The organism is Pseudomonas sp. DVZ6 (assembly GCF_024259445.1).
GTDB lineage: Bacteria > Pseudomonadota > Gammaproteobacteria > Pseudomonadales > Pseudomonadaceae > Aquipseudomonas > Aquipseudomonas peradeniyensis.
On sequence record NZ_JANCLM010000037.1, the window covers coordinates 37685 to 62707 of the forward strand.

26 protein-coding genes are annotated in these 25023 nt (G+C 64.8%); 15 read left to right on the top strand and 11 right to left on the bottom strand.

The genetic code is table 11. The features are described from left to right. Nucleotides 1-12 precede the first annotated feature (12 nt). Nucleotides 13-909 carry a type IV pilus biogenesis protein PilM gene (pilM, locus tag NMG10_RS20205; RefSeq protein WP_254465004.1) on the bottom strand — a complete coding sequence of 299 codons (897 nt, stop codon included), beginning with the start codon at nucleotides 907-909 and terminating at the stop codon, nucleotides 13-15. A gap of 166 nt (nucleotides 910-1075) precedes the next feature. Here pilM and NMG10_RS20210 point away from each other — a divergent pair, with 166 nt between their 5' ends. Continuing rightward, on the top strand, nucleotides 1076-3529 hold the full coding sequence (locus tag NMG10_RS20210; protein WP_203648500.1) for a penicillin-binding protein 1A: 2454 nt from the start codon (nucleotides 1076-1078) through the stop codon (nucleotides 3527-3529). Nucleotides 3530-3717: 188 nt separating this feature from the next. On the opposite strand, the gene NMG10_RS20215 is transcribed toward NMG10_RS20210, so the two are convergent. The 3 genes from NMG10_RS20215 to rpmE all read right to left on the bottom strand — a co-directional run bounded on the left by NMG10_RS20215 (nucleotide 3718) and on the right by rpmE (nucleotide 6205). Beyond that, on the bottom strand, nucleotides 3718-4986 hold the full coding sequence (locus NMG10_RS20215; RefSeq protein WP_234561580.1) for a malic enzyme-like NAD(P)-binding protein: 1269 nt from the start codon (nucleotides 4984-4986) through the stop codon (nucleotides 3718-3720). Nucleotides 4987-5165: 179 nt separating this feature from the next. Then, nucleotides 5166-5987: a thermonuclease family protein gene (locus NMG10_RS20220; protein ID WP_232854906.1), complete on the bottom strand. Its 822-nt coding sequence runs from the start codon at nucleotides 5985-5987 to the stop codon at nucleotides 5166-5168. Nucleotides 5988-5989: 2 nt separating this feature from the next. Beyond that, nucleotides 5990-6205, bottom strand: a complete 216-nt coding sequence (gene rpmE / locus NMG10_RS20225; RefSeq protein ID WP_110735343.1) for a 50S ribosomal protein L31 — start codon at nucleotides 6203-6205, stop codon at nucleotides 5990-5992. 169 nt (nucleotides 6206-6374) lie between these two features. On the opposite strand from rpmE, the gene NMG10_RS20230 reads away from it, so the two are divergent. The 3 genes from NMG10_RS20230 to NMG10_RS20240 all read left to right on the top strand — a co-directional run bounded on the left by NMG10_RS20230 (nucleotide 6375) and on the right by NMG10_RS20240 (nucleotide 11226). Next, nucleotides 6375-8594 carry a primosomal protein N' gene (locus NMG10_RS20230; RefSeq protein ID WP_254465005.1) on the top strand — a complete coding sequence of 740 codons (2220 nt, stop codon included), beginning with the start codon at nucleotides 6375-6377 and terminating at the stop codon, nucleotides 8592-8594. 189 nt (nucleotides 8595-8783) lie between these two features. After that, on the top strand, nucleotides 8784-10520 hold the full coding sequence (gene argS / locus NMG10_RS20235; RefSeq protein ID WP_254465006.1) for an arginine--tRNA ligase: 1737 nt from the start codon (nucleotides 8784-8786) through the stop codon (nucleotides 10518-10520). Between the two features lies 1 nt (nucleotide 10521). Next, nucleotides 10522-11226: an SPOR domain-containing protein gene (locus NMG10_RS20240; protein WP_096049169.1), complete on the top strand. Its 705-nt coding sequence runs from the start codon at nucleotides 10522-10524 to the stop codon at nucleotides 11224-11226. Nucleotides 11227-11265: 39 nt separating this feature from the next. Here NMG10_RS20240 and NMG10_RS20245 read toward each other — a convergent pair whose 3' ends face one another. After that, the gene (locus NMG10_RS20245) at nucleotides 11266-11691 is read right to left on the bottom strand and encodes a TM2 domain-containing protein (RefSeq protein WP_023630210.1); all 426 of its coding nucleotides are present in this window, start codon (nucleotides 11689-11691) and stop codon (nucleotides 11266-11268) included. A 158-nt stretch (nucleotides 11692-11849) separates the two neighbouring features. Between NMG10_RS20245 and NMG10_RS20250 the strand changes: the two genes are divergently transcribed. Further along, nucleotides 11850-12500, top strand: coding sequence for a C40 family peptidase (locus tag NMG10_RS20250; protein WP_203648508.1), 651 nt, complete (start codon nucleotides 11850-11852; stop codon nucleotides 12498-12500). 182 nt (nucleotides 12501-12682) lie between these two features. Here NMG10_RS20250 and NMG10_RS20255 read toward each other — a convergent pair whose 3' ends face one another. Then, nucleotides 12683-13678 carry a type IV pilus twitching motility protein PilT gene (locus tag NMG10_RS20255; RefSeq protein ID WP_254465007.1) on the bottom strand — a complete coding sequence of 332 codons (996 nt, stop codon included), beginning with the start codon at nucleotides 13676-13678 and terminating at the stop codon, nucleotides 12683-12685. 65 nt (nucleotides 13679-13743) lie between these two features. Between NMG10_RS20255 and NMG10_RS20260 the strand changes: the two genes are divergently transcribed. The 9 genes from NMG10_RS20260 to NMG10_RS20300 all read left to right on the top strand — a co-directional run bounded on the left by NMG10_RS20260 (nucleotide 13744) and on the right by NMG10_RS20300 (nucleotide 20308). Further along, nucleotides 13744-14430 (top strand): YggS family pyridoxal phosphate-dependent enzyme, encoded by a 687-nt coding sequence (locus NMG10_RS20260; RefSeq protein ID WP_203648512.1) that lies wholly within the window; start codon nucleotides 13744-13746, stop codon nucleotides 14428-14430. Between the two features lie 38 nt (nucleotides 14431-14468). Further along, nucleotides 14469-15287 (top strand): pyrroline-5-carboxylate reductase, encoded by an 819-nt coding sequence (proC, locus tag NMG10_RS20265; protein WP_244670941.1) that lies wholly within the window; start codon nucleotides 14469-14471, stop codon nucleotides 15285-15287. A gap of 10 nt (nucleotides 15288-15297) precedes the next feature. Continuing rightward, nucleotides 15298-15888 (top strand): YggT family protein, encoded by a 591-nt coding sequence (locus NMG10_RS20270; protein WP_254465008.1) that lies wholly within the window; start codon nucleotides 15298-15300, stop codon nucleotides 15886-15888. Nucleotides 15889-15976: 88 nt separating this feature from the next. Then, on the top strand, nucleotides 15977-17116 hold the full coding sequence (locus NMG10_RS20275; RefSeq protein WP_254465009.1) for a homoserine O-acetyltransferase: 1140 nt from the start codon (nucleotides 15977-15979) through the stop codon (nucleotides 17114-17116). 7 nt (nucleotides 17117-17123) lie between these two features. Beyond that, complete coding sequence (metW, locus tag NMG10_RS20280) at nucleotides 17124-17744, top strand: methionine biosynthesis protein MetW (RefSeq protein WP_011531735.1); 621 nt, start codon at nucleotides 17124-17126, stop codon at nucleotides 17742-17744. A gap of 25 nt (nucleotides 17745-17769) precedes the next feature. Then, nucleotides 17770-18204 carry a DUF4426 domain-containing protein gene (locus tag NMG10_RS20285; protein WP_203648518.1) on the top strand — a complete coding sequence of 145 codons (435 nt, stop codon included), beginning with the start codon at nucleotides 17770-17772 and terminating at the stop codon, nucleotides 18202-18204. Beyond that, a complete protein-coding gene (gene rdgB / locus NMG10_RS20290; RefSeq protein ID WP_203648526.1) occupies nucleotides 18201-18797 on the top strand; it encodes an RdgB/HAM1 family non-canonical purine NTP pyrophosphatase in 597 nt (198 codons plus the stop codon). The genes NMG10_RS20285 and rdgB overlap by 4 nt, the downstream gene beginning before the upstream one ends. Then, nucleotides 18794-19972 (top strand): radical SAM family heme chaperone HemW, encoded by a 1179-nt coding sequence (gene hemW, locus NMG10_RS20295; RefSeq protein ID WP_254465010.1) that lies wholly within the window; start codon nucleotides 18794-18796, stop codon nucleotides 19970-19972. Before rdgB ends, hemW begins: the two co-directional genes overlap by 4 nt. Before the next feature lie 9 nt (nucleotides 19973-19981). After that, nucleotides 19982-20308, top strand: a complete 327-nt coding sequence (locus tag NMG10_RS20300) for a DUF3392 family protein (RefSeq protein ID WP_011531731.1) — start codon at nucleotides 19982-19984, stop codon at nucleotides 20306-20308. A 632-nt stretch (nucleotides 20309-20940) separates the two neighbouring features. On the opposite strand, the gene trmB is transcribed toward NMG10_RS20300, so the two are convergent. The 4 genes from trmB to NMG10_RS20320 all read right to left on the bottom strand — a co-directional run bounded on the left by trmB (nucleotide 20941) and on the right by NMG10_RS20320 (nucleotide 23225). After that, nucleotides 20941-21663 (bottom strand): tRNA (guanosine(46)-N7)-methyltransferase TrmB, encoded by a 723-nt coding sequence (gene trmB, locus NMG10_RS20305; protein ID WP_110735367.1) that lies wholly within the window; start codon nucleotides 21661-21663, stop codon nucleotides 20941-20943. A 9-nt stretch (nucleotides 21664-21672) separates the two neighbouring features. Continuing rightward, on the bottom strand, nucleotides 21673-22485 hold the full coding sequence (locus tag NMG10_RS20310) for a thiazole synthase (RefSeq protein ID WP_232854895.1): 813 nt from the start codon (nucleotides 22483-22485) through the stop codon (nucleotides 21673-21675). Nucleotides 22486-22550: 65 nt separating this feature from the next. Next, nucleotides 22551-22751: a sulfur carrier protein ThiS gene (thiS, locus tag NMG10_RS20315; RefSeq protein ID WP_232854894.1), complete on the bottom strand. Its 201-nt coding sequence runs from the start codon at nucleotides 22749-22751 to the stop codon at nucleotides 22551-22553. Between the two features lie 102 nt (nucleotides 22752-22853). Beyond that, nucleotides 22854-23225, bottom strand: coding sequence for a DUF423 domain-containing protein (locus tag NMG10_RS20320; protein WP_254465011.1), 372 nt, complete (start codon nucleotides 23223-23225; stop codon nucleotides 22854-22856). A 64-nt stretch (nucleotides 23226-23289) separates the two neighbouring features. On the opposite strand from NMG10_RS20320, the gene mtgA reads away from it, so the two are divergent. Then, nucleotides 23290-24000 (top strand): monofunctional biosynthetic peptidoglycan transglycosylase, encoded by a 711-nt coding sequence (gene mtgA / locus NMG10_RS20325; RefSeq protein WP_028689133.1) that lies wholly within the window; start codon nucleotides 23290-23292, stop codon nucleotides 23998-24000. Between the two features lie 154 nt (nucleotides 24001-24154). Here the strand turns inward: mtgA and rpoH are convergent, their stop codons facing one another. Further along, nucleotides 24155-25009 (bottom strand): RNA polymerase sigma factor RpoH, encoded by an 855-nt coding sequence (gene rpoH / locus NMG10_RS20330; protein WP_050707365.1) that lies wholly within the window; start codon nucleotides 25007-25009, stop codon nucleotides 24155-24157. Nucleotides 25010-25023: the final 14 nt, after the last annotated feature.

Consider the following 25023-nt stretch of genomic DNA (forward strand, 5'->3'; position numbering starts at 1 on the left):
TCAGTCTCGCCATCATGCCCGGCCTCCCATGGCCAGCCCGCAGGCCAGGACCATCGAAGCTGCGCGCAGGCCATCCCTCTCCAGCAGGCCGGCCAGAGGGAGTGGGCAACCCACCTGGCATTTCACACCCAAGTGCTCTCGCAAATACGCCGCCCGGTCCTCATCAGCAGCGCAGCCGAACAGGACAACTTCCTCTACGGGCGCCCGTTCACCCAACCGCCAGAGATCATCGACAGCCTCACTCCATTGCGCCGGCGAGCCCAGGGCGAGCCGCTGTCGTTGCGGCGCGGGGCTGCCGTGCCAGCGGTGCATGACCACTTCGCCCGGCTCCAATTGCAGCAGTACCGCTCCACGAGCCGGCACCTCAGGCAGCAATGCTCGCCGTAGCGCGAAGCTGTCTACCTCCACGGCCTCAAGCTGCAATCCGGCCCTGGCGAACACCCGCTCCAGCGGATCGAGCTGGCTTTGCCGGCAAGCCACCACCAGTACCTCGAACTGTCCGGGATCGTCAGCGCATGCACCCTGCACCCAGAAGTCCAGGGCGAGATCCTCCAGCGGAAAAGGGAACAGCTGTTCGGCCTGAACCAGCACGGCGGCCTCGACATCAAGGTCGGTCAGCCCGGCAGCTACCCGGCACACCTTGCAGATCACCTGGGAGGCGGGCAATGCCAGGGCGATCCGGAACTGCCTCGTCCGACATTGATCATGGGCCCGCCGCAATCCCATGACCAACCCCTCTGCCTCGTTGGATGCGGCGCTGTCAGGCAGCGCAGGCTCGAAGCGCTCCTGCGCCCAGCCCTGCACACGCCAACCGCCGCGCTGGCGGTGCAGATGCAGCATTCGTATGGAGTCGGAGGCAATTTCCACCCCCAGCAGCGAACCGGTGTCCCTACCAAAGCGTCCAAGCATGGCTGTTTCTTCCTGGTCATCGGCAGCCCGCGCCGTTGCGGCGCGAGCGCTCGTCCCGCGTCCCGGGCGGTCACCCGGCGGGACGAAAAATGCTTATAATGGCCAGCGTTTTTCTGTCCGCCGGCCCCGCGCGCAATCCACTCCTCAACCTGGACACCCAAAAGCCTTGATACGTCTGCTGAAGTTCTTCTGGTGGTCTCTCGTCGCCGTCATCTGCGCGCTCGTGCTCGGTGTGAGCGGTGCGTTTCTGTATCTTAGCCCCAGCCTGCCCTCGGTCGACTCGCTCAGAAGCGTCCAGTTGCAAATCCCCCTGAGGGTGTACAGCAGCGACGGCAAGCTGATTGCCGAGTTCGGCGAAATGCGGCGCTCGCCGATCAAGTTCCAGGAAATTCCCCCACAGTTCATCCAGGCGCTTCTGTCCGCCGAAGACGACAATTTCCTCAACCATTACGGGGTCGATCCGAGCAGCCTGATGCGCGCGGCATCGCAGTTGCTCAAGTCCGGGCATATCCAGACCGGCGGCAGCACCATCACCATGCAGGTGGCGAAGAACTTCTTCCTCAGCAGCGAGCGCAGCTTCTCGCGCAAGACCAACGAGATCCTTCTGGCCCTGCAGATCGAACGCGAGCTGACCAAGGACGAGATCCTCGAGCTCTACGTCAACAAGATCTACCTCGGCAACCGCGCCTATGGCATCGATGCCGCAGCGCAGGTGTACTACGGCAAGTCGATCCGCGACGTGAGCCTGGCGCAAATGGCGATGATCGCCGGCCTGCCCAAGGCGCCATCGCGCTTCAACCCGCTGGCCAACCCGGTACGCGCCAAGGAGCGCCGCGACTGGATCCTCGGGCGCATGTACAAGCTCGGCAAGATCGACGAAGCCAGCTACCAGGCGGCCCTGGCCGAACCGCTGAACGCCAGCTACCACGTGCCGACTCCGGAGGTGAACGCCCCCTACGTCGCCGAGATGGCCCGCGCCGAGATGGTCGGCCGCTACGGCAGCGACGCCTATACCGAAGGCTTCCGCGTCACCACCACGGTCCCGAGCGACATGCAGCAGATGGCCAACAGCGCGGTGCTCAACGGCCTCAGCGAGTACGACGAGCGCCACGGTTACCGCGGCCCCGAGGCACGCTTCCCGGGCAAGACGCGCGCGGCCTGGTTGCAGGAGCTGGGCAAGCAGCGCACCCTCGGCGGCCTGGAGCCGGCCATCGTCACCCAGGTCGAGAAGACCGGCCTGAAGGTGATGAGTCGCGGCGGCCTGGAAGAGAATGTGGCCTGGGACACCATGAAATGGGCGCGCCCGTACCTCAACAGCAACTCGCAGGGGCGCTCGCCGCAGTCGCCGGCCGACGTGGCTCAGGTCGGCGACCTGGTACGCCTGCAGCGCCTGGAGGATGGCAAGCTCAAGTTCAGCCAGGTGCCCGGCGCCCAGAGTGCCCTGGTCACCCTCGACCCGTACAACGGCGCCATCCGCGCCCTGGTCGGTGGTTTCTCCTTCGAACAGAGCAACTACAACCGCGCCATGCAGGCCAAGCGCCAGCCGGGTTCGAGCTTCAAGCCCTTCGTCTACAGCGCCGCGCTGGACAACGGCTACACCGCCGCCAGCCTGGTCAACGACGCGCCGATCGTGTTCGTCGACGAGTACCTGGACAAGGTCTGGCGCCCAAAGAACGACACCAATACCTTCCTTGGCCCGATCCGCATGCGCGAGGCGCTGTACAAGTCGCGCAACCTGGTCTCGATCCGCCTGCTGCAGGCCATGGGCGTGGACCGCACCATCGACTACATCGCCAAGTTCGGCTTCAACAAGCAGGACCTGCCGCGCAACCTGTCGCTGGCACTGGGCACCGCGACCCTGACGCCGATGGAGATCGCCACCGGCTGGAGCACCTTCGCCAACGGCGGCTACAAGATCAGCCCCTACCTGATCGAGCGCGTCGAAAGCCGCAACGGCGAAACCCTGTTCACCGCCAACCCGGCACGGGTGCCCCAGGGCAGCCAGGACCAGGCCGGCCTCGCCGCCCCCGAGCAGGCGATCAGCGTCGCGCCGATGCCGGGCGAAGCACCGTCGACCCTTGGCCAGGTCGCCCCGGCACCACAGGTACCCGCCGTGGCCGAGCAGATCATCGACGGCCGCACCTCGTACATTCTCACCAGCATGCTGCAGGATGTGATCAAGCGCGGCACCGGCCGTCGCGCCCTGGCCCTCGGCCGTGCGGACCTGGCGGGCAAGACCGGTACCACCAACGAGTCCAAGGACGCCTGGTTCTCCGGCTACAACGCCGACTACGTCACCACCGTCTGGGTCGGCTTCGACCAGCCGGAAACCCTGGGCCGACGCGAGTACGGCGGCACCGTGGCGCTGCCGATCTGGATGAGCTTCATGGGTGCGGCGCTGAAGGACAAGCCTGAGCACGCCCCGGCCGAACCTGAAGGCATTCTCAGCCTGCGCGTCGACCCGGTCAGCGGCCGCGCCGCCACGCCGGGCACGCCGAATGCCTACTTCGAACTGTTCAAGGCCGAGGACTCGCCACCGTCCGTGGACGAGCTGGGCAATGGCGCGGCACCTGGCAGCCCGCTGCCGGCGGACGAAGCGGCGCCGATGGACCTGTTCTGACCAGGTAAACGACAAACCTCAAAGGCAACTTCGATCCTGTGGGAGCGGGTTTACCCGCGAAGGCTTCAGCGAAGCCAACGATGCTTTCGCGGGTAAACCCGCTCCCACAATGGCTTCGGTGAATCCAAAAGCAAACAAAAAGCCCCGACTCTCACGAGCCGGGGCTTTTTCATGACGCTACGACCGGATCAGCCGTTGAACACGTCATCCACGCTTTTCAGCGGGTAGTGCTTCGGATACGGCAGGGTAGCCACGCCGGATTCGATGGCGGCCTTGGCCACGGCATCGGAAACCACGGTGATCAGGCGAGCATCCAGCGGCTTCGGAATGATGTACTCACGACCGAACTCCAGGGCCTGCACGCCGTAGGCGTCGCAGACTTCCTTCGGTACCGGCAGTTTGGCCAGGTCCTTCAGGGCGACGGCGGCGGCAATTTTCATTTCTTCGTTGATGCGCTTGGCGCGAACGTCCAGGGCACCGCGGAAGATGAACGGGAAGCCCAGTACGTTGTTGACCTGGTTCGGGTAGTCGGAACGACCGGTGGCCATGATCACGTCGCTGCGGGTGGCGTGAGCCAGTTCCGGGGCAATTTCCGGGTCCGGGTTCGAGCAGGCGAACACGATCGGGTTGGCGGCCATCGACTTCAGGCCTTCGGCGCTCAGCAGGTTCGGACCGGACAGACCGACGAACACATCAGCGCCATCCAGGGCATCGGCCAGGGTGCGCTTGTCGGTGGCGTGGGCGAACTGGGCCTTGTACTGGTTCAGGTCGTCGCGGCCAGCGTGGATCACGCCGCTGCGGTCGATCATGAAGATGTTCTCGACCTTGGCACCCATGCTCACCAGCAGCTTCATGCAGGAGATGGCGGCGGCGCCGGCGCCCAGGCAGACGATCTTCGCCTCCTCGAGCTTCTTGCCGGCGATTTCCAGGGCGTTGATCATGCCCGCGGCGGTAACGATGGCGGTACCGTGCTGGTCATCGTGGAACACGGGAATGTCGCACTGCTCGATCAGGGTGCGCTCGATCTCGAAGCACTCAGGTGCCTTGATGTCTTCCAGGTTGATGCCGCCGAAGGTGATGGAGATGCGGCGAACGGTGTCGATGAAGGCCTGTGGGCTCTCCGACTCGACTTCGATATCGAACACGTCGATACCGGCGAAACGTTTGAACAGAACACCTTTGCCTTCCATCACCGGCTTGGAGGCCAGCGGGCCGAGGTCGCCCAGACCGAGGATGGCGGTGCCATCGGAGATCACCGCAACCAGGTTGCCCTTGCCGGTGTACTTGTAGGCCAGCTCCGGATCACGGCCGATCTCGCGCACGGGTTCGGCGACGCCTGGGCTGTAGGCCAGGGCGAGGTCACGGGCGGTGGCGGTGGGCTTGGAGAGCTCGACGCTCAGTTTCCCCGGACGGGGCTGGGCGTGGTATTCGAGAGCGGCGGTTTTCAGGTCTGACATGATGGGCATTCCGCTGTTTACTGTTCTGACGGACCGCCGAGGATACGCAAAGAGCCGGGGGGCGACAAGACTGCCCGGTCACTATGTGTCAAGGCCTTTGGCCTACGACTTTACGCTATAACCCACGGGGCTTACGGAAGCCAGTGTGTACAATCCAGCATAAGAATGTCTACAACTATTTAGCCTGGAACAGTCGCCAGCATGCTCGGATCGGTCAATGGCAACAGCCAGCGTCGCTGCCCGGGCTTGAGCCCGCCCTTGCGGGATCGATCCAGCACCCAGCCACGCGCCTCGACCTGGCGTCCCTTGAGGTTAGCGAAGAAGCTGGCGGGAAAGCGCTGCTGCAGACGAGCGGGGATCTGCAGCACTACCGCATCGTCGAGCTCCAGCCAGATACCGCCGCGGTTGCGCTCGATACCCTTGATCTGGCCGCCGATCACGGCAAAACCGGACTGCCTGACATCCCCCGCACGTACAACCGGCGACTGTCGCCACAACCCGGTTCCGGCGTTGCGCGCCTGCTGCTCGGCCTGTTGCTGACAGCCCGACAAGGCCACGTTGGGGACAATGGCAACCCGGTAGCCAAGGCCTTCGCTGAGCAGTTGTGCTTCGAGATTGTCGCCAGTACGGCTATAGATGTGCGCCAGGGTACGACCGTACTTGTCCCTGGGCTCTTCGCCCGGGACCAGGCCGACGCGGCCATCGCTGGCCTCGACCAGCGCCTGCAGACGCCGCTTCGCTGCCTCGGCGTAGGGCTCGCTGGTGCGGCCCTTGCGACCGATCTCGGGCGCATTGATGCCGATCAACCGCACATTGCGCCCGTCACTCAGGCGCAGGGTATCGCCATCGACCACCTGGCGCACCGTCACCTGCTGCGGCTGCTCGGACAACGGACAGAACGCCAGGGCCGGAAAATGCCAGATCGCGCCCACAAAAAAGGCGCCCACAAGGGGCGCCTTCTTTTGCAGCAACGCGAACCTCGAAAGATTCGCCATGCGCATGATTACTTCTTGGCACCGAACATGCCGAAGCGATCGGCGAACTTCTGTACGCGACCACCGGTGTCCAGGACTTTCTGCTTACCGGTGTAGAACGGGTGGCACAGGTTGCAAACGTCGATCGCCAGGACGCTGCCCAGGGTCGAACGGGTTTCAAACTTGTTGCCGCAGCTGCAGGTGACTGCAACTACTTCGTAGTTCGGATGAATATCTGCTTTCATGGTCACTTCCTCGAGCTGCGTGCCGCCACCCAACACCTATTGTTGAATACCGCACGTAATTAGGCGGCGAATAATACCAGAGCGCGGCCGCAGCGCAAGTTGTCGCTTGCACCGACCGTCGTCTGCTAGGCTCGTCTGCTTTGTGAAACGCCCTCCAGAGACTTTCCGCGTGTCCGACGTCATCCTGCGCATTGCCCTGCCCTCGCCCCTGCGTCGCCTGTTCGACTACCGGGCGCCCGCGAGCATGGCCCGCCAGGCGTTGACTCCAGGCATGCGCATCCGCGTGCCGTTCGGTCGCCGCGAGATGATCGGCGTGCTGGTGGAGGTCGCCACGCACAGCGAAGTCCCCGCCGACAAGCTCAAGCCGGCCAGCGCCCTGCTCGACCCGGTTTCGCCCGTGCCGCCTGCGCTGTTCAAGCTGTGCCTGTGGACAGCCCAGTACTACCAGCACAGCCTGGGCGACACCTTGAGCTGGGCCCTGCCGACCCTGCTGCGCCAGGGCGAGCTGGCCGAGGCGCGCCAGGAGCGCTTCTGGCACGTCGCCCCCGGCGCACGCCTGGAGGACCCGCGCATCGCCCGCGCCCCGCGCCAGCGCGATGCCCTCAAGACCCTGTCGCAGCACCCTCACGGCGTGGCCCACAGCCTGTTGAGCAAGCTCGGCCTGAACAAGGACAGCCTCGACCTGCTGCTGGCCAAGGAACTGGTGACCGTCGAGATCCGCCGTCACCTGCCCGCCGCACGCCACGAGCACTGGCTGGCCCAGCCGGAGCTGCCGCTCAACGAGGAGCAGCGCGCGGCGTTCGAGGCGGTGCGCGCAGGCTTCGGCGCCTTCCACGCCTACCTGCTGGCCGGCGTTACCGGCAGCGGCAAGACCGAGGTCTACCTGCAGCTGATCCGCGAAACCCTCGAAGCCGGCAAGCAGGCGCTGATCCTGATCCCCGAGATCAATCTCGGCCCGCAGACCCTGCAACGCTTCGAGCAGCGCTTCAACGCCCGCATCGCCCTGCTGCACTCGGCGGTGGGCGACCGCGAGCGCCTGGACGCCTGGCTGGCGGCCCGCGACGGCGACGCCGACATCATCATCGGCACCCGCTCGGCGCTGTTCACGCCAATGAAGAACCCGGGCCTGATCATCATCGACGAGGAGCACGACGGCTCCTATAAACAGCAGGAAGGCCTGCGCTACCACGCCCGCGACCTGGCCGTGGTCCGCGCCCATCAGGAGAACATCCCGATCCTGCTGGGCTCGGCCACACCTTCACTGGAAAGCCTGCACAACGCCCATAGTGGCCGCTACGGCCTGCTGCGCATGAACCAGCGCGCCGGCGGTGCCAAGGCACCACGCTTCCTGCGCCTGGATGTGCGCAGCCTGCCGCTGGACAGCGGCATCAGCGGCCCGCTGCAACAGGCTATCCGCCAGACCCTGGAGGCTGGGCAGCAGGTGCTGGTGTTCCTCAACCGCCGCGGCTTCGCCCCGACACTTCTGTGCCACGACTGCGGCTGGCTCTCCGAATGCCCGCGCTGCGATGCGCGCATGACCGTGCACCAGCGCTCCGCCGTGCTGCGCTGCCACCATTGCGGCTACGACGAACGCCTGCCGTTGCAGTGCCCACAGTGCGCCCACGTCGACTTGCGCCCGGTGGGGACCGGTACCGAGCGCGCCGAAGAGCGGCTCAAGGTGCTGTTCCCCGACTACCCGATCCTGCGCGTGGACCGCGACAGCACCTCGCGCAAGGACGCCATGCACAACCTGTTCGCCACCATCCAGCGCGGCCAGCCGAGCATCCTGGTGGGCACCCAGATGCTAGCCAAGGGGCACCACTTCCCCCGCGTCACCCTGGTGGCGATTCTCGATGCCGACGGAGGACTGTTCTCCGGCGACTTCCGCGCCAGCGAGCGCATGGCCCAGCTGATCGTCCAGGTCGCCGGTCGCGCCGGACGCGCCGAGGAACCGGGCAAGGTCATCGTGCAGACCCACCTGGCCGACCATCCGCTGCTGGTGCAACTGACCGAGCAGGGCTACTTCGCCTTCGCCGAGCAGGCCCTGAGCGAACGTCGCGCCGCCGGCCTGCCGCCGTTCGCCCACCTGGCCCTGCTGCGTGCGGATGCGCACAAGCCGGGCCAGGCCGAGAGCTTCCTCGACGAAGCCTGCGCCGCCGCCGAGCGGGTCATGGCCGAACAGGGCCTGCACGGCATCGAGCTGCTGGGGCCGGTCCCGGCGCCCATGGAACGACGGGCGGGCCGCTTCCGCGCGCAACTATTGCTCCAGGCCAATGCCCGGGCTCAGTTGCATCGACTGATCAGTGCCTGGTTGCTAGTGTTGGAGCAGATGCCATCGGGGCGGCAGGTGCGCTGGTCGCTGGATGTCGATCCGGTGGACCTGTACTGAGAGATTGAACGGTCCGTGGGAGCGGGCTTGCCCCGCGATTGCACCCATCGCGGGGCAAGCCCGCTCCCACGCCTGACCAGCGATACCGGCCAAAAGGTTGGCAACCCGCCCCCGGCAACGGATAATGCCCAGTTTTTCCACCTGCGCATCGAAGCGCTCCACCGCGCTTGCGGTCGAAAAGAGAATCCCATGAAAGACACCATTCGCCAGCTGATCCAGCAAGCCCTCACCCAACTCGCCACCGACGGTGTGCTGCCTGAAGGGCTGACGCCGGCGATCCAGGTGGAAAACGCCCGGGACAAGACCCACGGCGACTTCGCCAGCAACATCGCCATGATGCTGGCCAAGCCGGCCGGCATGAAGCCGCGCGATCTGGCCGAGAAGCTGATCAACGCCCTGCCGAAAAGCGACGACATCAGCAAGGTCGAGATCGCCGGCCCCGGCTTCCTGAACTTCTTCCAGAACACCGAGGCCCTGGCCAACCGCCTCGACGCCGCCCTGGCCGACGAGCACCTGGGCGTGCGCAAGGCCGGCCCGGCCGAGAAGGTGGTGATCGACATGTCGGCGCCGAACCTGGCCAAGGAGATGCACGTCGGCCACCTGCGCTCGACCATCATCGGCGACAGCGTGGCCCGCGTGCTGGAATTCCTGGGTGATAACGTCATCCGCCAGAACCACGTTGGCGACTGGGGTACCCAGTTCGGCATGTTGATGGCCTACCTGCAGGAAAACCCGATCACCAGCGATGAGCTGTCTGACCTGGAAAACTTCTACCGCGCAGCGAAAAAGCGCTTCGACGAGTCTGAAGAATTCGCCACCCGCGCTCGCGGCCTGGTGGTCAAGCTGCAGGCCGGCGACCCGGACTGCCTGGCGCTGTGGACGCGCTTCAAGGACATCTCGCTGTCGCACTGCCAGAAGACCTACGAACTGCTCAACGTCAAGCTGACCATGGCCGACGTGATGGGCGAGAGCGCCTACAACGCCGACCTGGCCAACGTGGTCGCCGACCTCAAGGCCAAGGGCCTGCTGGTCGAGGACCAGGGTGCCCAGTGCGTGTTCCTCGAGGAATTCAAGAACGCCGAGGGCGAGCCGCTGCCGGTGATCGTGCAGAAGGCCGACGGCGGCTACCTGTACGCCACCACCGACCTGGCCGCCGTGCGCTATCGCAGCAACACGCTGAACGCCGACCGCGCCCTGTACTTCGTCGACCAGCGTCAGGCCCTGCACTTCAACCAGGTGTTCGAAGTGGCCCGTCGCGCCGGCTTCGTCGGCCATCCGATGAAGATGGAGCACATGGGCTTCGGCACCATGAACGGCGCCGATGGCCGCCCGTTCAAGACCCGTGATGGCGGTACCGTCAAGCTGATCGACCTGCTCACCGAAGCCAAGGACCGCGCCTACGCGCTGGTCAAGGAGAAAAACCCGTCGCTGGCCGAGGACGAACTGCGCCACATCGGCGAGGTGGTCGGCATCGGCGCGGTCAAGTACGCCGACCTGTCCAAGCACCGTACCAGCGACTACAGCTTCAACTTCGAACTGATGCTCAATTTCGAAGGCAACACCGCGCCGTATCTGCTGTACGCCTACACCCGCGTGGCCGGCGTGTTCCGCAAGCTCGGCAAGGGCTTCGCCGAAGTCGACGGCAGCATCGTCCTGCAGGCAGCGCACGAGCAGGACCTGGCCGCGCGCCTGGCGCAGTTTGGCGAGATCCTCAACAACGTCGCCGAAAAAGGCACGCCGCACGTGCTGTGCAGCTACCTGTACGACCTCGCCGGCCTGTTCTCCAGCTTCTACGAGAACTGCCCGATCCTCTCTGCCGAAACCACCGAACAGCAGCAGAGCCGCCTGCGCCTGGCCGCCCTGACCGGCCGCACCCTCAAGCAGGGCCTGGAACTGCTCGGCCTGGAAACCCTGGAGCGCATGTAAGTTGGCTGCAAAGAAGAAACCCGCACCCAAGCGCGGCGCCAGCCGTTCCCAGCCGCCTGCCAGCAAGCAGCCGATCCCGGGCTGGGTGTGGCTGGCGGTTGGCCTGACGGTCGGCGCCTTCATCGTTTTCCTGATGAAGCTCGAGCCGGGCGGTGACGACATCAAACGCACCAAGCCCGAGCAGCACAAGCCGGAGAAAGTCGCCGAGGCGAGCAAGACCACCACGCCGACGCCACAGCAACCGGTGAAGCCGAAGTACGACTTCTATACCCTGCTGCCGGAGTCGGAAGTGATCGTGCCGCCCGAGGCCGTGCCGGAGAAAACCCCGCCGGTACCGGCGCAGCCGCCTGTGCCTAGCACGCCGGTCACGCCAGCGGAAGCGGCGAAGATCGACACCGCCCGCGCCCAGGCCGCGCTGCTGGGGCAGACGCCGCCACCGGCACCTCCGGTGATCAAGCCGGCAGCCACCACCCAGTTCTTCCTGCAGGCCGGCTCGTTCCGCAAGCAGGCGGACGCCGACAAGGTCCGCGCGCAGATCATCCTGCTCGGCCAGGCGGTCAAGGTGGAGTCGGGCACGGTCAAGGAAGAGACCTGGTACCGCGTGATGGTCGGCCCGTTCAGCAACCGTGAACAGCTGACCGTGGCGCAGAAGCAACTGGCCGGGGCAGGCTTCAGCAACCTGCTGCTGCAACAGCGGCGCCAGTAACGAGAAAGGCCTTGCCGCATTCAGCGACAAGGCCTTTTTTCATACCCGGCGACGCTCGGCGTTGACCTGGGAGATCTGGCTGTTGAGCGTCCAGAAGTCATACAGCACGCCCAGCAGGAACAGACCGCCGGTGAACAGGTAGATCAAGGCACTGATCCACTTGCCCTGGTACAGCCGGTGCACACCGAAGATGCCGAGGAAGGTCAGCAGGATCCACGCCAGGTTGTAATCCACCCCGCCCGATTCGAAGCGCATGTCCGCCTCGCGGTCCATCGACGGGATCAGGAACAGGTCGATCAGCCAGCCGATGCCCAGCAGCCCGAGGGTGAAGAACCAGATCGTCCCGGTGATCGGCTTGCCGTAGTAGAAACGGTGCGAGCCGGTGAAACCGAAGATCCACAGCAGATAGCCGAGGACCTTGCTGTGGGTGTCGTGCGAAGGGGCACCCTGTTGATAACCATTCATTCGAAGCCCTCGTGGGATAGCCGAAAATTTTCTAACGAAAAATGTGACTTTTTCGTTTTGACCCGACATATGGTACGTGGCTGAGCGACCAACGGATCAGAATTTGATCAAAAAGCTGTTATAAAGTTGCGCGCCAACACTTATAAAGAGCTTCATCTATGCCACCTTTCTTCAAGACATGGCTGACCCTCTGCCTTTTATTACCCCTGGCCGCCCACGCCACCAACCGTGAGCAACGTCTTCCAAGCGGATTCACCGGTTACACGACCAACGCCGACGCCACGGTGAAACGCGCCCCGATCCAGTACCGCAGCACCAACAGCCTGCGCGCGCGCCCGGCCAATGCGGCCAAGCAGCACGCCGTGGGCATGCAGGCGGTGGCGATGTCGCCGAAGCAGAGCAGCGAAGTGCTCAGCCGTGCGGTGAACGTGCTCGGCACGCCCTATCGCTGGGGCGGCAGCAGCCCGAAGAAGGGCTTCGACTGCAGCGGCCTGGTCAAGTATGCGTTCAACGATGTGGCGGATGTCGACCTGCCGCGCACCTCCAATGCCATGGCCCAGGGTCAAGGCGTCAAGGTGGCCAAGGGCGACCTCAAGCCAGGCGACCTGATCTTTTTCAACATCAAGAGCCGTCGGGTCAACCACGTCGCCATCTACCTGGGCAACGACCGCTTCATCCACGCGCCGCGCACCGGCAAGCGGGTGAGCATCGACAGCCTGGAGAAGCCTTACTGGCAGAAGCACTACGTGGTAGCCAAGCGCGTGCTGCCCAAGCAGCAGCAACAGGCGCTGAGCCTGGCCAAACGCTGAAACGCCCAGCAGTCCCTGTGGGAGATCGAAGGGAACCATGATTCCGCGCCCAGCGCGAACTCTGTGGGAGAGTATTAGCCGCGAAACAAGCGACGCGGAGGATGGCACCGGCTCTGCCGGTGTTCGCGGCTAAAGCCGCTCCCACAGGGACTGCGGTGCACTTTCAGTCTCTGTGGACGTTCCTAACCCACTATCAAACCCCGCGCCTCCAGCGCCTGCAGCGCCCCCTCCATCGTGCACATCCCCGCCGCCGCACCAGCCTGCATCAGCGAATGGATCTGCGCCAGGCGCCCCTCACGTATCAGGTTGCGCACCGCTGGCGTCGCCACCAGCACCTCCCGCGCCGCGACCCGGCCACCGCCTGATCGCCGCACCAGCACCTGCGCGACCACCAGCCGCAGGGAGTCAGCCAGCATGCTGCGCACCAGCGACTTTTCCTCCGGCGCGAACACCTCCACCAGCCGGTCGATGCTGTTCACCGCCGATCGCGTATGCACGGTGGCCAGCACCAGGTGCCCGGTCTCCGCGGCGCGCAACGCCAGGCGAATGCTGTGCAGATCGCGCAGCTCGCCGATCATGATCACGTCCGGGTCCTGACGCAGGGCACTGCGCAGGGCCTGGGCAAAGTCACGGCTATGCAGGCCTATCTCACGCTGATTGACCAGGCTGCGCTGACTGCCGTGGATGAACTCGATCGGGTCCTCGAGCGTGACGATATGCAATGCGTATTCGCGGTTGAGCCGATCGATCAGCGCCGCGAGGGTGCTCGACTTGCCGCTGCCGGTGGCACCACCGACCAGGACCAGGCCATCCCGGTACCGGGAGATGATTTGAAACACATGCACCAGATCAAGTGCCTCCAGACAGGGCACGCTCGCGGGGACCAAACGTACGCTGGCACTCGGACCATTGCGCTGGCGGAACAGGTTCAGCCGAAAACGCCCCAGTCCATCCAGGCTCACCGCCAGGTCCAGCTCATCCCCGGCCGCCCACTGCCGCCGCTGCTCGCTATCAAGCAGACCCGCCATCCCGTTTTCCAGCGCCCCTGTCGTCAGCAGCGCAAGGTCCAGACGCTGCAACACCCCATCCACACGCAGCAGCGGCTGCTCGCCAGCAGCCAGATGCAGGTCGCTGGCACCGGCAGCCAGGGCCCGGCCCAACAGGTCGGTCACATCCATGAGACTCCCCAACGGCGATCAAGCAGGTAGAATGCCGCTGACCCCAAAGCCGTCGGCGACGAACCATGTCCACCCTAGCAGACAACATTGGCGCCATTGCCACCCGCATCGACAGCGCGGCCAGGGCCGCCGGACGCGACCCGGCCAGCATCCAGCTGCTGGCGGTGAGCAAGACCAAGCCCGCCAGCGCCATCCGCGAGGCCTTTGCGGCCGGGCTGCGCGATGTGGGCGAAAACTACCTTCAGGAAGCCCTGACAAAACAACAGGCGCTTTCCGACCTGCCCTTGATCTGGCACTTCATCGGCCCCATCCAGTCGAACAAGACCAAGGCCATCGCCGAGCATTTCGACTGGGTACATTCCGTGGACCGCCTGAAGATCGCCCAACGCCTCTCCGAACAACGCCCTGCCGGCCTGGCGCCGCTGAACGTCTGCCTGCAGGTCAACGTCAGCGGCGAGGACAGCAAGTCCGGCTGCATGCCCGCCGAGCTGCCGGCCCTGGCCCAGGCGGTGAACGCCCTGCCCGGCCTGCGCCTGCGCGGCCTGATGGCGATTCCGGAGCCGACCGAGGACCGCGCCGAGCAGGAGGCCGCCTTTGCCATCCTGCGCCAGCTCCAGGAGCAGCTGGGCCTCGGCCTGGACACCCTGTCGATGGGCATGAGCCACGACCTGGAAGCCGCCATCGCCCAAGGTGCGACCTGGGTCCGCATCGGCACCGCCCTGTTCGGCGCCCGCGACTACGGACAGCCCTGAATCCATGCTTAACTCACTCTTTCCTTCAAGGACCTGACATGAGCAAGACTCGTATTGCCTTTATCGGTGCCGGCAACATGGCCGCCAGCCTGATCGGCGGCCTGCGTGCCCAGGGCCTGGACGCCGCGCAGATCCGCGCCAGCGACCCGGGTGCCGAAACCCGTGCGCGGATCCAGGCCGAGCACGGCATTGATGCCTTCGAAAACAACGCCCAGGCCATCGAGGGCGTGGACGTGATCGTGCTGGCGGTCAAACCGCAGGTCATGAAGGCGGTCTGCGAAACACTGAAGCCGAACCTCAAGCCCGGCCAGCTGGTGGTTTCCATTGCCGCCGGCATCACCTGTGCCAGCCTGCAGGCCTGGCTGGGCGCGATCCCGGTGGTGCGCTGCATGCCCAACACCCCGGCGCTGCTGCGCCAGGGCGTCAGCGGCCTGTATGCCACCGGGGAAGTGTCCGCCGAGCAGCGCCAGCAGGCCGAACAGCTGCTGTCGGCGGTCGGCACCGCCTTGTGGCTGGACGAAGAACAACAACTGGATGCCGTCACCGCCGTCTCCGGCAGCGGCCCGGCCTATTTCTTCCTGCTGATCGAAGCCATGACCGCCGCCGGCGAGAAACTCGGCCTGCCGCGTGAAACCGCCTCGCAACTCACCCTGCAGACCGCCCTGGGCGCCGCCCGCATGGCGGTTGCCAGCGACGTCGACGCCGCCGAGCTGCGCCGCCGCGTGACCTCGCCGGCCGGCACCACGGAAGCGGCGATCAAGTCGTTCCAGGCCAGCGGTTTCGAGGCAATCGTCGAGCAGGCACTTCAGGCCGCGGCGAAACGTTCCGCCGAACTGGCCGAACAACTGGGCAAATAAGGAGCCATTGATGAATGCATTGTCCGGCGCCGCGATCTTCGTGGTGCAAACCCTGGTCAGCCTGTATCTGGTGATCGTCCTGCTGCGCTTCGTGCTGCAGCTGGTCAAGGCCGACTTCTACAACCCGCTAAGCCAGTTCGCCGTGCGCGCCACCCAGCCGCTGCTCAAGCCGCTGCGTCGAATGATCCCCAGCATCGCCGGCCTGGACACCTCCTCGCTGCTGCTGTCGATCCTGATCCAGGCGCTGCTGATGGCCTTCGTGCTGATGGTCACCTACGGCACCTTCGGCGACATCCTGCATCTGCTGATGTGGTCGATCCTGGGCATTACCTCGTTGTTCCTGAAGATTTTCTGGGTGGCGATGATCGTCATGGTCATCGTCTCGTGGGTCGCGCCGAACAGCCACAACCCCGCCGCCGAGCTGGCCTACCAGATCAGCGAGCCGGTGCTGGCGCCGTTCCGCCGCCTGGTGCCGAACCTCGGCGGCATGGATATTTCGCCGATCTTCGCCTTCATCGCCATCCAGGTGATCCAGTCGTTCCTGATGCCCCAACTGGCGGCCTACGCCGGCATGCCGCAAGAGCTGTGGCGGATGATCTGACCCGCCCTGCATCCAGCGGCAAGCCTTTGCTTGCCGCTGGGGGTAGCGCTCTTTAGACTTACGCCTCCGTCAAGCGTGAGCAGGGTCGATGTCCACTGTCCTTCCCGAAGATTCCGTCGGTCTGGTAACACCGCAGACTGCCCGGTTCGATGAACCGCTGGCCCTGGCTTGTGGCCGCTCCCTGGCCTCGTACGAGCTCATCTACGAAACCTATGGCACCCTCAACGCCGCCGCCAGCAATGCCGTGCTGATCTGTCATGCGTTGTCCGGCCATCACCATGCCGCCGGCTACCATGCCGCCACCGACCGCAAGCCGGGCTGGTGGGACAGCTGCATCGGCCCCGGCAAGCCGATCGACACCAACCGCTTCTTCGTTGTCAGCCTGAACAACCTGGGTGGCTGCAACGGCAGCACCGGCCCCAGCAGCATCAACCCGGCCACCGGCAAGCCCTACGGCGCCGATTTCCCGGTGCTGACCGTGGAGGACTGGGTGCACAGCCAGGCGCGCCTGGCCGACCGCTTAGGTGTACAGACCTGGGCCGCCATCGTCGGCGGCAGCCTCGGCGGCATGCAGGCATTGCAGTGGACCATCACCTACCCGGACCGCGTGCGCCACTGCGTGGACATCGCCTCGGCGCCCAAGCTGTCGGCGCAGAACATCGCCTTCAACGAAGTGGCGCGCCAGGCCATCCTTACCGACCCCGAGTTCCACGGCGGCTCGTTCCAGGACCAGGGCGTGATTCCCAAGCGCGGCCTGATGCTGGCGCGCATGGTCGGCCACATCACCTACCTGTCCGACGACTCGATGGGCGAGAAATTCGGCCGCGAACTCAAGAGCGACAAGCTCAACTACGACTTCCACAGCGTCGAGTTCCAGGTCGAAAGCTACCTGCGCTACCAGGGCGAGGAGTTCTCCGGCCGTTTCGACGCCAACACCTACCTGCTAATGACCAAGGCGCTGGACTACTTCGACCCGGCCGCAGCCCATGGCGGCGACCTGGCGGCGACCCTGGCCCACGTCACGGCGGACTACTGCATCATGTCGTTCACCACCGACTGGCGCTTCTCGCCGGCCCGCTCGCGAGAGATCGTCGACGCCCTGATGGCCGCGCGCAAGAACGTCTGCTACCTGGACATCGACTCGCCTTACGGCCACGACGCCTTCCTCATCCCGACGCCCCGCTACATGCAGGGCTTCGCGAACTACATGAACCGCATCGCCCTCTGAGGACAGCATGAGAGCCGACCTGGAAATCATCCAAGACTGGATCCCCGCCGGCAGCCGGGTCCTCGACCTGGGCTGCGGCAACGGCGAACTGCTGGCCTCCTTGCGCGAGCGCAAGAACGTCACCGGCTATGGCCTGGAGATCGACGCCGACAACATCGCCGCCTGTGTGGCCAAAGGTGTCAACGTCATCGAGCAGGACCTGGACAAGGGCCTGGGCAACTTCGCCAGCAACAGTTTCGACGTGGTGGTCATGACCCAGGCCCTGCAGGCCGTGGAGTACCCCGACCGGATCCTCGACGAGATGCTGCGGGTGGGGCGCCAGTGCATCATCACCTTCCCCAATTTCGGCCACTGGCGCTGCCGTTGGTACCTGGCGACCAAGGGTCGCATGCCGGTTTCGGACTTCATGCCGTATACCTGGTACAACACCCCGAACATCCACTTCTGCACCTTCGAGGACTTCGAGAACCTGTGCCATGAGCGCCACGCCAAGGTCCTCGACCGCCTGGCCGTCGACCGTCTGCACCGTAACGGGTTGGGTGGGCGGCTTTGGCCTAATCTTCTAGGTGAGATCGGTATCTATCGGGTCAGCAGCCCGGGCCTGCAGGAGCATCAGCTCGCGGTCTGACCCTCGCGAACGGAGGAATGGGATCATGCGTCGACTAGCACTGTTTCTGATCAGCCTGTGCCTGGCCTTGCCGGTACTGGCTGCCGATGCCGCCAGGCCTGACCGCAAGGAAGTGTTCGGCGATGTGACGGTCCACTACAGCGCCTTCACCTCGAGCATGCTGCAACCGGAAATCGCCGCCGCCACGGGCCTGACCCGCAGCAAGAACCAGGGCGTGCTCAACATCGCCGTGCTCAAGGCCGAGAAGCCTGCAACGGCGGTGGTCAGCGGTACGGTGAAGGACCTGACCGGGCGCAGCAACCCGCTGTCGTTCAAGCAGATCACCGATCAGGGCGCGGTCTACTACATCGCCCAGTTCAAGATCGACCAGGCCGAGACCGTCACTTTCGATATCAACGTCGAAACCGGCGGCGTCAGTCATAAACTCAGCTTCAACCAGGAAGTGTTCCCAGGCGAATGATGAATCTTACGCAACTCGTATTGGCCAGCCACAACGCCGGCAAGCTCAAGGAACTGCAGGCCATGCTCGGCGAATCCGTGCACCTGCGCTCGATCGGCGAATTCAGCCAGGTGGAGCCGGAAGAGACCGGCCTGTCGTTCGTCGAAAACGCCATCCTCAAGGCGCGCAACGCCGCACGCATCTCCGGCCTGCCGGCCCTGGCCGACGATTCGGGCCTGGCAGTGGACTTCCTCGGCGGCGCGCCGGGCATCTACTCGGCGCGCTACGCCGACGGCAAGGGCGACGCGGCGAACAACGCCAAGCTGCTCGAAGCGCTCCAGGACGTGCCTGAAGACCAGCGCGGCGCACAGTTCGTCTGCGTCCTGGCCTTGGTGCGGCATGCCGACGATCCGCTGCCGATCCTCTGCGAAGGCCTGTGGCACGGCAGCATCCTGTTCGAGGCCAGCGGTGAGCACGGCTTCGGCTACGACCCGCTGTTCTGGGTCCCGGAGCGCCAGTGCTCCAGCGCCGACCTCGCCCCGGTCGACAAGAACCAGCTCAGCCACCGCGCTCGCGCCATGGCCCTGCTGCGTCAACGTCTGGGCCTGGCATGACCGAAAAGCTGTTCGTGCAACCGGCGGGCCTGATCCTTCCCGAACTCCCGCCGCTGTCGCTGTACATCCATATTCCCTGGTGCGTGCGCAAATGCCCGTACTGCGACTTCAACTCGCACCAGGCCGGCCCGAAGCTGCCTGAAGCCGAATACATCGATGCCCTGCTGGCCGACCTTGACCAGGAACTGCCTGCCGTCCAGGGCCGCCCGATCAGCACGATCTTCTTCGGCGGTGGTACACCCAGCCTGTTCAGCGCCGATGCGCTGGGCCGCCTGCTGCGCGGTGTCGAGCAACGCATCCCGTTCGCCCCGGACATCGAAATCACCCTCGAGGCCAACCCGGGCACCTTCGAGCAGGAGAAGTTCAAGGCCTACCGGCAGACCGGCATCAACCGCCTGTCCATCGGCGTGCAGAGTTTCCAGCCTGCCAAGCTCGAGAAGCTCGGGCGCATCCACAATGGTGCCGAAGCGGTGCGCGCCGCCGACATGGCCCGTGCCGCAGGCTTCGACAACTTCAACATGGACCTGATGCACGGCTTGCCGGACCAGTCGCTCGACGACGCCCTGGGCGACCTGCGCCAGGCCATCGAACTGGCGCCGACGCACCTGTCCTGGTACCAGCTGACGGTAGAGCCGAACACGGTGTTCTGGAACCAGCCGCCCGAGCTGCCCGAGGACGATATCCTCTGGGATATCCAGGAAGCCGGCCAGGCGCTGATGGCCGACCACGGTTACCGCCAGTACGAAGTCTCGGCCTATGCCCAGGCCGACCGTGCCGCGCGGCACAACCTGAACTACTGGCGCTTCGGTGACTTCATCGGCATCGGTGCCGGTGCCCACGGCAAGCTGTCGTTCCCCGACGGACGCATCCTGCGCACCTGGAAGACCCGCCTGCCCAAGGACTACCTGAACCCGTCCAAGCCGTTCAAGGCCGGCGAGAAGCTGCTGCCGGCCGATGAGCTACCCTTCGAGTTCCTGATGAACGCCCTGCGCCTCACCGACGGGGTAGAGGCCGAACTGTTCAGCCTGCGCACCGGCCTACCCCTGGCACAACTGGCCGAAGCCCGCCGTGAAGCCGAACAAAAAGGCCTTTTGCAGGTCGAACCGGATCGGCTGGCCGCCACGCCACGTGGTCAGCTGTTCCTCAACGACCTGCTGCAGTACTTCTTGAATTAAGGATGACCCATGGACCTGGTACTTGACCTGCTCTCGACCGTTTCCCGCTGGAGCCGCAGCAACCTGTCAGAAATCTCGCTGGCCCTGGTGGGCTGCCTGCTGGTGCTGTTCGGCACCGATATCAAAGGCTGGGTAGAAGGCCGCCTGGGCGGCCTGGCCGGCGCCTTGCGGGTGCCGTTCATGGCGCTGCTGGTGATGATCGGCAGCGGCGCAGCACTGATCTATGCAACGCCGTGGATCGTCAAGGGGCTGGGGCAGTTCAACAACTATGCGCTGGCACCGGTACTGCTGGTGGTGCTGGTATTGATTGGGGTCGTAGCTGATCGGCGGGGCTGAGTACTTGCTAAAAGCCGCCCTGGCGAGCCAGGGCGGCTTCTCACCCGACTAACCCTTAGCGGGCATCGTCAAAGTGATCGCGCAGGAAGTCCCTGACAGACCTGAAAACAATCAGGATCCGGATCAGCTTCCAGACGCGGCTCAGCGTATTCAGCAAACGCTTCATATGCCTTGGCCTCCGTGTTGGCTGGGCCAATCTTCCAGCGTCTGACCGGCACTTCGACGCCTTCGGAAATCGTGTGAACCATCTCCAGTGAAGCGGCCAGGTGGATGGCCCTTCGAACACTCCACCGGCGCGGTTCGTGGGCCGCGTCGAAGGGGCCGAGACAACGGATTGAATTCGTTCCCGGCCCGACACTGGAAGGAATCACATGAGAGCGGCGTGATCTTACGCTTTCTGAAAAGGTGAAGCTGTTACTCGCCCAGTCACACGTAATGCTGGATATTTCCACGATTGACGCGACCTCCAGGCAACCCTAGTATTTGAGCCGTGAACTGTCTCCAGTGAAACTGAAACACGCAGGTTGAGGATTCGTAACCCGAAGCCCGCATAAAAAAACCGCCCTTCTAAAGGCGGTTTTTTTGTACCTGCCATTTCGCAGGTTTGAAGGTCAGCTCCGAACGAACTTGGCTCAGTCCACCTTCTCGAACTTCAGATCCCACACCCCATGCCCAAGGCGCTCACCACGGCGCTCGAACTTGGTGATCGGACGCTCTTGCGGGCGCGGCACGTAGGCGCCATCAGCCGCCTGGTTGCGATAGCCGGGCGCTGCGCTCATCACTTCCAGCATGTACTCGGCATAGGGCTCCCAGTCGGTCGCCATGTGGAATACGCCACCGGGCTTGAGCTTGCGGCGCACCAGCTCGGCGAACTCCAGCTGGACGATCCGGCGCTTGTGATGACGCGCCTTGTGCCACGGATCCGGGAAGAACAGCATCAGGCGATCGAGGCTGTTGTCGGCCACGCAGCGGTTGAGCACTTCGATGGCGTCGCAATCGTAAACCCGCAGGTTCTTCAGGCCCTGGGTCAGCACGCCGTTGAGCAGTGCGCCGACACCTGGACGGTGCACTTCGACACCGATGAAGTCCAGCTCGGGCGAGGCAGCGGCCATCTCCAGCAGCGAATGGCCCATGCCGAAGCCGATCTCCAAGGTGCGCGGCGCCGAACGGCCGAACACCTGATCGTAGTCTACCGGGCTGTCGGTCAACGGCAGGATGAACAGCGGGCCGCCCTGCTCCAGGCCGCGTTGCTGGCCTTCGGTCATGCGCCCGGCACGCATCACGAAACTCTTGATGCGGCGGTGCGGGCGGGCTTCGCCGTCTTCGGTGATCGGCGTTTCTTGCGATTCAGTCATCTGGGGCTCTTACTTGATCAGACCTTCCAGCGGCGAGGACGCGCTGGCATAGAGTTTCTTCGGCATGCGCCCGGCGAGATACGCCATGCGGCCGGCAAGGATGGCGTGCTTCATGGCCTCGGCCATCAGCACCGGGTGCTGGGCGTGGGCGATGGCCGAGTTCATCAGCACCGCCTCGCAGCCCATCTCCATGGCGATGGTGGCGTCGGAGGCGGTCCCCACGCCGGCATCGACCAGCACCGGCACCTTGGATTCCTCGAGGATGATCTGCAGGTTGTAGGGGTTGCAGATACCCAGGCCGGTGCCGATCAGGCCGGCCAGCGGCATGACGGCGATGCAGCCGGCTTCGGCCAGCTGGCGGGCGATGATCGGGTCATCGCTGGTGTAGACCATCACATCGAAGCCGTCCTTGACCAGCACTTCGGCGGCCTTGAGGGTTTCGATCACGTTGGGGAACAGGGTCTTCTGGTCGGCCAGCACTTCCAGCTTCACCAGCGTCCGCTCCTCGTGGGACTTGTGGCCGTCGAGCAGCTCACGGGCCAGGCGGCAGGTACGCACCGCCTCGACCGCATCGAAGCAGCCCGCGGTGTTCGGCAGGATGGTGTACTTGTCGGGCGACAGCACATCGAGCAGGTTCGGCTCGCCCGCGTTCTGGCCGAGGTTGGTGCGACGCACGGCCACGGTGACGATTTCGGCACCCGAGGCCTCGGTGGCCAGGCGGGTTTCCTCCATGTCACGGTACTTGCCGGTGCCGACCAGCAGGCGCGACTGGAAAGTGCGCCCGGCCAGGACGAAAGGCTTGTCGCTGCGAACGTTGCTCATCGATGTTCCTCTGGAAAGGTTACGGGACTTTGGATGAATCGGCCGGATGAGTCGGCGGAACGCGCTCAACCACCGCCAATGGCATGAACCACTTCGACCTGGTCGCCTTCGCTCAATCGCGTGTTCTCGTGCTGGCTGCGCGGCACGATGTCCAGGTTCAGTTCCACCGCCACCCGGCGACCGGCCAGCTCCAGCCGGCCCAGCAGCGCCGCGACGCTCTCGCCCTCGGGCAGTTCGTAAGGTTCACCGTTCAATTGAATGCGCATGCGCACGGCCACCATTGTTCTTTGGGGCCCGCATTCTAGCGCCGATCCACCCCTCAACCCAAGGGCGACGCACGCCATTAGTCGCGATTGTGGACCGTTCGGTCAGCCCAGGCGCCAGGCGGCCAGGCCCAGGCACAACCAACCGGCGAGCAAGCACAGGCCACCCAGCGGGGTGATCATGCCGAGCTTGCCCAGGCCGCTCAGGGTCAGTAAGTAGAGGCTACCGGAGAACAGCAGGATACCCACGGCGAACAGACCGCCGGCCCAGCCGACCAGGCGCCCCGGCAGGTGTGCCGAGAGCACCGCCACCGCGAGGATCGCCAGGGCGTGCACCAGCTGGTAGGTCACGCCAGTGTGGAAAATCGCCAGGTAGTCGGCGCTGAGACGGCTCTTCAGGCCATGGGCGGCGAAGGCGCCGAGGGCGACGCCGGTAAAGCCGAAGAACGCGGCGAGCATCAGGAAGCTGCGAAGCATGGGACGACTCCTCGGGAGGGGTCTGTATAATGGCCCGTTCCAACGGTCCGGCCAAGCCATCACCATGCTGTCATCTCTTCTGCGCCGCCTTTCCCGCGCCCTGCTCTGGTTCGCCGCCGGCAGCGCCGCCGTGGTCCTGGTGCTGCGCTGGGTTCCACCGCCCGGCACCGCGCTGATGGTCGAGCGCAAGGTGGAGTCGTGGTTCAGCGGCGAGCCCATCGACCTGCAACGCGACTGGACGCCCTGGGAGGACATCTCCGACGAGCTCAAGGTCGCAGTCATTGCCGGCGAGGACCAGAAGTTCGCCAGCCACTGGGGCTTCGACATCCCAGCCATACAGGCGGCGCTGGCCTACAACGAGCGTGGTGGCAAGGTCCGTGGCGCCAGCACCCTGACCCAGCAGGTGGCCAAGAACCTGTTCCTGTGGTCCGGGCGCAGCTGGTTGCGCAAGGGTTTGGAAGCCTGGTTCACCGCGCTGATTGAGCTGTTCTGGTCAAAGGAGCGGATTCTCGAGGTCTACCTGAACAGCGCCGAATGGGGCAAGGGCGTGTTCGGTGCCCAGGCCGCGGCACGCTACCACTTCGGCGTGGACGCCAGCCGCCTGACGCGACAACAGGCCGCACAGCTCGCAGCGGTGCTGCCGAGTCCGATCAAGTGGAGTGCCAGCCGGCCAAGCGCCTATGTGGCGAGCCGGGCAGGGTGGATTCGCCGGCAGATGAGCCAGCTGGGTGGGCCGAGCTACCTGATGCAGCTGGATACTTCGCGCAGGCTTTGAGGCCTGGCTTTCGTGGGAGCGGGCTTGCCCCGCGATAGACGATTCATCGCCGCATCGCCATCGCGGGGCAAGCCCGCTCCCACGCGCCACAACACACGAAAAAGCCGCTGTCTCTTGCGAGAACAGCGGCTTTTTCACTCCAGCCAGGCGCCGATCAGATCGCGATCAGTGCCTTGACCTTGTTCATCGCGTTCTTCTCCAGCTGGCGAATACGCTCGGCCGAAACGCTGTACTTCTCCGCCAGCTCATGCAGCGTGGCCTTTTCCTCGGCCAACCAGCGCTGGTAGAGGATATCGCGACTGCGATCGTCCAGGCCTTGCAGCGCTTCATGCAGGTTGCTGGTGGAGTTGTCGCTCCAATCGGCGTCCTCCAGCTGCACGGCCGGGTCGTAGCGGTGGTCTTCCAGGTAATGCGCGGGCGACTGGAAGGCGCTGTCGTCGTCAGCTTCGGCCGCCGGGTCGAAGGCCATGTCCTGGCCGCTCAGGCGGCTTTCCATCTCGCGCACTTCACGGGGCTCAACGCCGAGGCTTTCGGCCACGCGATGCACTTCGTCATTGTTCAACCAGGCCAGACGCTTCTTCTGGCTGCGCAGGTTGAAGAACAGCTTGCGCTGGGCCTTGGTGGTGGCCACCTTGACGATGCGCCAGTTGCGCAGGATGAACTCGTGGATCTCGGCCTTGATCCAGTGCACCGCGAAGGACACCAGACGCACGCCCATTTCCGGGTTGAAACGCTTTACCGCCTTCATCAGGCCGACGTTGCCTTCCTGGATCAGGTCGGCCTGGGCCAGTCCGTAGCCTGCGTAGCTACGGGCGATGTGTACGACGAAACGCAGGTGGGCCATCACCATTTGACGAGCGGCCTCGAGATCCTGCTCATAGTAGAGACGCTCGCCCAGATCACGCTCCTGCTCCGGCGACAGCAAGGGGATGCTGTTGACCGTGTGCACGTAGGCTTCCAGGTTTGCACCGGGAACCAGGGCATAGGCAGGTTGCAACGATGTGGTCATTCAAGTACCTCCGG